Source organism: Streptomyces sp. NPDC059900, assembly GCF_050270335.1.
Taxonomy (GTDB): domain Bacteria; phylum Actinomycetota; class Actinomycetes; order Streptomycetales; family Streptomycetaceae; genus Streptomyces.
On the sequence record NZ_JBNNJZ010000447.1, the window covers coordinates 1 to 6,835 of the forward strand.

Here is a 6,835-nt window from a genome sequence, read left to right on the forward strand (position 1 = left end):
CGGCTACCTCGACCACCTGGCCGCGCAGGGGAGTTCGCCGCAGGAGATCAGGACCGCCCTCTACCAGTACGGCCCGACCGCGGGCACCATCCGCGAGATCATCGCCGATTCGCTGCGGGCCGACGAGGACATCGACGTCCCGCCCGAGTCGCTGGTGGTCACCGTCGGCGCACAGGAGGCGATGCTCCTGGTGCTGCGGGCGCTGATGGCCGGCCCCGACGACGTGCTGCTGGTCTCCAGCCCCTGTTACGTGGGGATCACCGGCGCGGCCCGGCTGCTGGACATCGCCCTCTGCCCGGTCGAGGAACGCGAGGACGGGCTGCACCCGGACGACGTCGAGGCGGCGATCGAGGAGCAGCTGGCCCGCGGCCGCCGCCCGCGCGCCCTGTACGTGCTGCCCGACCACGCCAACCCGGCGGGCACCACCGTGAGCGAGCCGGCCCGCCGAGCTCTCCTTCGCCTGGCCAAGCGCCGCGGCCTGCTGATCGTGGAGGACAGCCCGTATCGGATGGTGAGCCCCGACCAGCGGCTGCCGACGCTGAAGTCCCTCGACACCGGCCGCTCGGTGGTGCACCTGGGTTCCTTCTCCAAGACGGTCTTTCCCGGGGCTCGCGTCGGCTTCGTCGTCGCCGACCAGCGGGTCGACGACGGCGCCGGCGGGACGGGCCTGCTCGCAGCCGAACTCGCCAAGATCAAGAGCATGGTGACGGTGAACACCCCCTCGCTCAGCCAGGCCGCCGTGGCCGGCGCGCTGCTCGCCGCCGATGGCCGGCTCTCGGAGCTGAACGCCAAAGCTGCCGCCTACTACGGAGATGCCATGGGAGCCATGCTCCGGCATCTTTCCGAGGCCCTGCCCGCCGATCGCCGTGCAGCTCTCGGGGTGCGGTGGAACGAGCCGGAAGGCGGGTTCTTCCTCAGCATGCGGGTCCCCTTCGCGGCGGACGAGGCCGCTCTGACCCGCTCCGCACGCGAATTCGGAGTCATCTGGACGCCGATGCGCAACTTCTATCCTCACGGCGGCGGCCGGCACGGCATCCGCCTGTCCATCAGCTATCTGACGCCCGCGGAGATGAAAGAAGGCACCGCGCGGCTCGCCGGCTTCATAGCGGCGGAGAACTCCGGAACCAAAGGGGGAAGTACGTGACCAGCTACTCAGGACTGCTGCGCAGCAAGCCGCGTAGGTGGGGGTGGACGTTCCGGTGACCGCCATCCTCGAAAGCCCGCATGCGCCCCGGAATACCGCACCGGTCGTGCCCCAGCCCGGCCTGACCGCGAAGCGGGAGTTCCTGCACCCACGGATCGTCGGCGTCGGTACGGCGGTGTCGCCCACCTCCTACAGCCAGCAGGAGGTACTCGACGCCTTCGCGATAACCGACCCCCGGGTCCGTTCGGTCTTCCTCAACAGCGCCATCGAGCGCCGCCACCTCACGCTGCCCGCCGTGGACGCCACCGGGGCCCGCGTCGCGGAACCGCAGGGCGACCTGCTCGCCAAGCACAAGCAACTGGCCATCGAGATGGGCGCGGACGCGCTGCGCGCCTGCCTGAAGCGGGCCGGCGCCGACCTGGCCGACCTGCGCCACCTGTGCTGCGTGACCTCCACCGGCTTCCTCACCCCCGGGCTCAGCGCGCTGCTCATCCGGGAGCTGGGCATCGACCGGCACTGCAGCCGCTCCGACATCGTCGGCATGGGCTGCAACGCCGGGCTCAACGCCCTGGGCGTCGTCAGCGGCTGGTCCGCGGCCCACCCCGGCGAACTCGCCGTCGTGCTGTGCACGGAGGCCTGCTCGGCGGCGTACGCGATGGACTCGACGATGCGCACGGCCGTCGTGAACAGCCTGTTCGGCGACGGCGCCGGCGCGGTCGCGCTGCTCGCGGGCGAACGGACCGGCGAACGGACCGGCGAACAGGCGGGCGCGTCAGGAGCCGAGGAGGGCCCGCGGCTGCTGAAGTTCGCCAGCTGCATCATCCCCGAGGCCATCGGGGCCATGCGCTACGACTGGGACCGGGACCTCGCCCGGTTCAGCTTCTTCCTCGACCCGCAGATCCCGTACGTGGTCGGCGCCCACGCCGAGATCGTCGTGGACCGGCTGCTGGCCGGAACGGGCCTGCGGCGCAGCGACATCAGCCACTGGCTGGTGCACTCGGGCGGCAAGAAGGTGATCGACGCTGTCGGCGTGAACCTCGGCCTGACCAGGTACGACGTTCGGCACACCACCAGCGTGCTGCGTGATTACGGAAACGTGTCCAGCGGATCCTTCCTGTTCTCCTACGAGCGGCTGCTGGAGGAAGGCGTCACCAAACCAGGGGAGTTCGGCGTGCTGATGACCATGGGGCCAGGCTCCACCCTCGAGACGGCACTGGTCCAGTGGTGAAGGGGGAGAGCGCCGTGAAAGAGGCGTTGACGCTGCGCGTGGACGGTACCGAGCCGATGTCGGCCGCCGCCGTCCTGGCCGTGCAGGAGGTCTGCGACCGGGCCGAGGCACAGGGCGCCGGCATCCTCACCATCCACGCATCGGGCGCCCCCGGCGGCGACTGGACCAGCGGCTTGGACGTGATGCTGGTCAGCAAGTGGGAGCGGGCGCTGCGCCGGCTGGAACGCCTCCCCCTCGCCACGGTTGCGGTCGCCTCCGGCGACTGCGGAGGGACGGCGCTGGACGTGTTCCTGGCCGCGGACGTCCGCGCGGCGACGAACGGCACCCGGCTGCTGATGCCCCGGGACGCCGGCGCCACCTGGCCCGGCATGGCCGGCTACCGGCTCGTCGCGCTGGCCGGCACGGCAGGGATCCGCCGCGCCGTGCTCTTCGGCCTGCCGATCGAGGCTCCCGAGGCGCTGCGTCTGGGCATCGCCGACGAGATCGTCGACGAGCCCGCCATGGCCGCGGCGGCCGTCGCCGGACTTGCCAGCGGGCTGGCCGGCAAGGAGCTGGCGATCCGGCGGCAGTTGCTATTCGACGCCGCGACGACGAGCTTCGAGGACGCGCTCGGCCCGCATCTTGCCGCCTGCGACCGGGCGCTGCGCGGCACGGCCCGACAGGAGGCGTCGTGAGGGCACCCGACCAGCCGGACAGCAACCTCTGGCCGAGCCTGCGGGAGGCGGCGGCCCGCGTGGAGGACCTGATCGCGGCGCTCCCCGACCCCGGTGCGCGCACGCACCCGCAGCGCGCGGAGCTCGCCGCCGCCAAGGACGCGGCCCGCGCGCTGCGCGTGCGCTACCTCGACACACACGCCGACGCCGTATTCGAGCGGCTCGCCGAGGGGCTGCGCATCGACGAGCTGGTGGCAGCCGCTGCGGACGCCTGCCCCGGCCTGGTGCCCACGGAGAAGCAGCTCGCCGCCGACCGCGGCCGCCGCCAGGCGGACAAGGAGGGCTGGGAGATAGACCAGGGCATCTTCCTGCGGGCGGTGCTGCGCTCCCCGCTGGCGGGCCCGCGGGTGCTTGACGCGATGCTGCGACCGACGCCGCGCGCCCTGCGGCTGCTGCCGGAGTTCCGCCGCACCGGGGTGCTGCGCACCCGCTCGGTCCTGCTGGAACGGCGGGACGGCGCAGCCCACCTGACGATGTGCAGGGACGACTGCCTGAACGCCGAGGACGGTGAGCAGGTCGACGACATGGAGACCGCCGTGGACCTCGCGCTCCTTGACGAGGAGGTACGCGTCGGCGTGCTGCGGGGCGGGCAGATGAGCCATCCCCGCTACCGCGGCAAGCGGGTGTTCAGTGCCGGCATCAACCTCAAGAGCCTGCATGCCGGCGGCATCTCGCTGACCGGCTTCCTGCTGCGCCGCGAACTCGGCTACCTGCGCAAGCTGGTCGCCGGCCTGCTCACCGACCACGCCGGGGCCTGGCATTCCCGCACGGTCGAAAAGCCCTGGATCGCGGCCGTCGACACCTTCGCCATCGGCGGCGGCATGCAGCTGCTCCTCGCCTGCGACCAGGTGCTCGCCGCGTCGGACGCCTATCTCACTCTGCCGGCCGCCCGCGAGGGCATCGTGCCGGGAGCCGCCAACTTCCGCCTCGGCCGGCACACCGGTCCGCGGATCTCCCGCCAGGTCATCCTGTCGGGGCGGCGGATCTGGGCGACCGAACCGGACGCCCGGCTGCTGGTCGACGAGGTCGTGGAGCCCGGCGAGCTCGACGCCGCCGTGGCTCGCGGCGTGGCGCAGCTGCAGAGCCCGGCGGTCGTCGCCAACCGCAGAATGCTGAACGCCGTCGAGGAACCGCCGGAGGAATTCCGCCGGTACATGGCCGAATTCGCGCTGCAACAGGCGCTGCGCCTGTACGGCGAGGACGTCATCGACAAGGTCGGCGGGTTCGCCGGGCGCGCCGGATGAACGACGCCGGCCCCCGGGTGCGGTGCGTCACGCGCGAGCACGTCGCCTACGTCACGCTCGATCGCCCGGACGTGCTCAACGCGATGGACCTGCGCATGCACGAGGAGCTCGGCGCCATCTGGGACTACGTCGAGGCCGACGACGAGGTACGTGTCGCCGTACTCGCCGGGGCCGGCGATCGCGCCTTCAGCGTCGGACAGGACCTCAAGGAGCGCGCCCGGCTGGGCGCCCGGGGCGTACCGCCGACCACCTTCGGAAGCCGCGGCCAGAGCGGCTGGCCGCGGCTGACCGACCGCTTCACGCTGTCCAAGCCGGTCCACGCGCGGGTCCCGGGCTACGCCCTGGGCGGCGGGTTCGAACTCGCCCTGGCCTGCGACCTGATCATCGCCTCCGAGCGTGCCGTGTTCGGCCTGCCCGAGGCGCGGCTCGGCCTGGTCCCCGGTGCCGGCGGCGCGTTCCGGCTGATCCGCCAGCTGCCGCAGAAGATCGCGCTCGGACACCTGCTGACCGGCCGCAGCCTCGACCCCGCCCAGGCCTTGCGGTACGGCCTGGTCAACGAGGTCGTACCGGCCGATGAGCTGGACGACTGCGTCGCCCGGTGGACGCGGGACCTGGTGCGCAGCGCCCCGCTCTCGGTACGGGCGATCAAACAGGCCGCCCTGGCGTCGGTCGACATGCCGCTCCCGGACGCGTTCAGCGCCAGCTACAGCTGGGAGGAGCGCCGCAGACGCAGCGCGGATGCGGCGGAAGGGGTCAAGGCCTTCACGGAGAAGCGCGAGCCCGTCTGGACCGGGAAGTGAGCGCAGAGCAAAAGGGGGTTGCCCGATGCCGGTGGTGCCTGTCAACGGGATCAGGCTGAGTTACGACGACTACGGTTCCGGAGAGCCGGTGGTGATGGTCACCGGAACCGCCGCGCCCGGCCGGATCTGGCGCACCCACCAGGTCCCGGCATTGAAGGCGGCCGGCTACCGGGTCCTCACCGTCGACAACCGGGGCATCCCGCCGACCGACGCCGGACCGCAGGCGTACACCCTTGACGACATGGCGGCTGATGTCGCCGGACTCATCGAGCACCTGGGCGCGAGCCCGTGCCGGGTCGTCGGCTTCTCTCTGGGCGGCATCATCGTCGCCGAACTGCTGCTGGCCCGCCCCGAGCTCGTCCGGCAGGCCGTGCTGATCGCCTCCTGCGGCCGGGCGGACGCGCTGATCGCAGCCATGACGGCCGCCGACCTGGCACTGGCCGACAGCGGGGCCCTGCCGCCGGCGTACGCGGCCTATGCGCAGGCGATCCAGAACCTGTCGCCGGAAACCCTCAATGACGAGGAGCGCCTCAAGGACTGGCTGGCCGTCTTCGAGCTGTCCGGGGCCGACCCCGGGGCTGTCCGCGCCCAGCTGGGCCTGCAGCTGATCGGCAACCGGCTGCCCGCCTACCGCCGGATCGGCGTGCCCTGCCACGTCATCGGCTTCGCCGACGACCTCGTCGCCCGCCCGTACTTGGTCCGTGAGGTCGCGGCGGCGATCCCCGGCGCCGGTTACACCGAGATCTCCGGCTGCGGCCACTTCGGCTGCCTGGAAAAGCCCGATGCGGTGAACGCGGCGATAACGGGATTCTTCACGCCCGGCTGACCTCTCCGAGCGATAGCGTTGTCGGCTGAAGACGACCGGGCTGCGCTAGGGGTGGGGCGATGAGAGTGCTGGTGGTTGAGGATCATGCCGTGCTGGCGGAATCGGTGGCGCGGGTATTACGCCGCGAAGGAATGGCCGTGGACGTGGTACACGACGGCGAACGAGCCCTGGAGAGCACCTCCGTCGTCGACTACGACGTCGTCGTGCTCGACCGGGACCTCCCCGGAATCCACGGCGACGACGTCTGCGGCACGCTGGCCGAACAGCCGCAGCAGCCCCGTGTGCTGATGCTCACCGCCTCCGGCACGATGGCCGAGCGGGTGGACGGGCTGAATCTGGGCGCGGACGACTATCTGCCCAAACCCTTCGCCTATCCCGAGCTCATCGCCCGGATCCGCGCCATCGCCCGGCGCCCGCAACAGGCGCTCGCGCCCATCCTCGACCACGGCGACCTGCGGCTCGACCCGGGCAAGCGCCTTGCCACCCGCGGCGGCGAGCGGCTGCCGCTCAACCCCAAGGAGCTGGCGGTCCTCGAGTACCTCATGGCCGCCCAGGGCCGGGTGGTATCGACCGAGGAGCTGTTGGAGCGGGTGTGGGACGACGCAACGGACCCGTTCACCAACACCGTCAAGACGACGATCAACCGGCTGCGCGCGAAGCTGGGGTCCCCGCCCGTGATCGAGACGGTACCCCGCGGCGGGTACCGGATCTGACCGGATCTGAGGTGTCATGCGCTCCTTCCCGCTGACCGCGACCTACCTCACCCGCGCCCGGGCCGCCGCACTGCTGCGACCCAGGCGGGTGCGCATGCGCCTCACCCTGCTCTACGGAGGGCTGTTCGTCCTGTCCGGCGCCGTCCTGCTCACCATCACCTATCTGC

The 6,835-nt window shown here is 71.8% G+C and carries 7 protein-coding genes; all 7 read left to right on the plus strand.

Features of this window, described 5'->3' with window-relative positions; genetic code table 11:
- On the plus strand, nt 1-1,144 hold a 1,144-nt coding region (locus ACQKIP_RS35625; protein ID WP_427745088.1), incomplete at its 5' end, for a PLP-dependent aminotransferase family protein.
- 106 nt (nt 1,145-1,250) lie between these two features.
- The gene (dpgA, locus tag ACQKIP_RS35630; RefSeq protein ID WP_365862067.1) at nt 1,251-2,372 is read left to right on the plus strand and encodes a 3,5-dihydroxyphenylacetyl-CoA synthase DpgA; all 1,122 of its coding nucleotides are present in this window, start codon (nt 1,251-1,253) and stop codon (nt 2,370-2,372) included.
- Nucleotides 2,373-2,386: 14 nt separating this feature from the next.
- Entirely contained in the window at nt 2,387-3,046 is a 660-nt protein-coding gene (dpgB, locus tag ACQKIP_RS35635) for an enoyl-CoA-hydratase DpgB (RefSeq protein ID WP_365862064.1), read from the plus strand.
- A complete protein-coding gene (dpgC, locus tag ACQKIP_RS35640) occupies nt 3,043-4,329 on the plus strand; it encodes a (3,5-dihydroxyphenyl)acetyl-CoA 1,2-dioxygenase DpgC (RefSeq protein WP_365862062.1) in 1,287 nt (428 codons plus the stop codon). The genes dpgB and dpgC overlap by 4 nt, the downstream gene beginning before the upstream one ends.
- Nucleotides 4,326-5,129: an enoyl-CoA-hydratase DpgD gene (gene dpgD, locus ACQKIP_RS35645; protein ID WP_427745089.1), complete on the plus strand. Its 804-nt coding sequence runs from the start codon at nt 4,326-4,328 to the stop codon at nt 5,127-5,129. The genes dpgC and dpgD overlap by 4 nt, the downstream gene beginning before the upstream one ends.
- A gap of 25 nt (nt 5,130-5,154) precedes the next feature.
- Entirely contained in the window at nt 5,155-5,955 is an 801-nt protein-coding gene (locus tag ACQKIP_RS35650) for an alpha/beta fold hydrolase (RefSeq protein WP_365862059.1), read from the plus strand.
- Between the two features lie 59 nt (nt 5,956-6,014).
- Nucleotides 6,015-6,668 carry a response regulator transcription factor gene (locus ACQKIP_RS35655; protein WP_365862057.1) on the plus strand — a complete coding sequence of 218 codons (654 nt, stop codon included), beginning with the start codon at nt 6,015-6,017 and terminating at the stop codon, nt 6,666-6,668.
- Nucleotides 6,669-6,835 lie beyond the last annotated feature (167 nt).

Excerpts from the sequence above, each read along its gene's own strand:
- dpgD (WP_427745089.1), top strand. The coding sequence starts at position 4,326 with ATGAACGACGCCGGCCCCCGGGTGCGGTGCGTCACGCGCGAGCACGTC.
- ACQKIP_RS35650 (WP_365862059.1), top strand. The coding sequence starts at position 5,155 with ATGCCGGTGGTGCCTGTCAACGGGATCAGGCTGAGTTACGACGACTAC.
- ACQKIP_RS35655 (WP_365862057.1), top strand. The coding sequence starts at position 6,015 with ATGAGAGTGCTGGTGGTTGAGGATCATGCCGTGCTGGCGGAATCGGTG.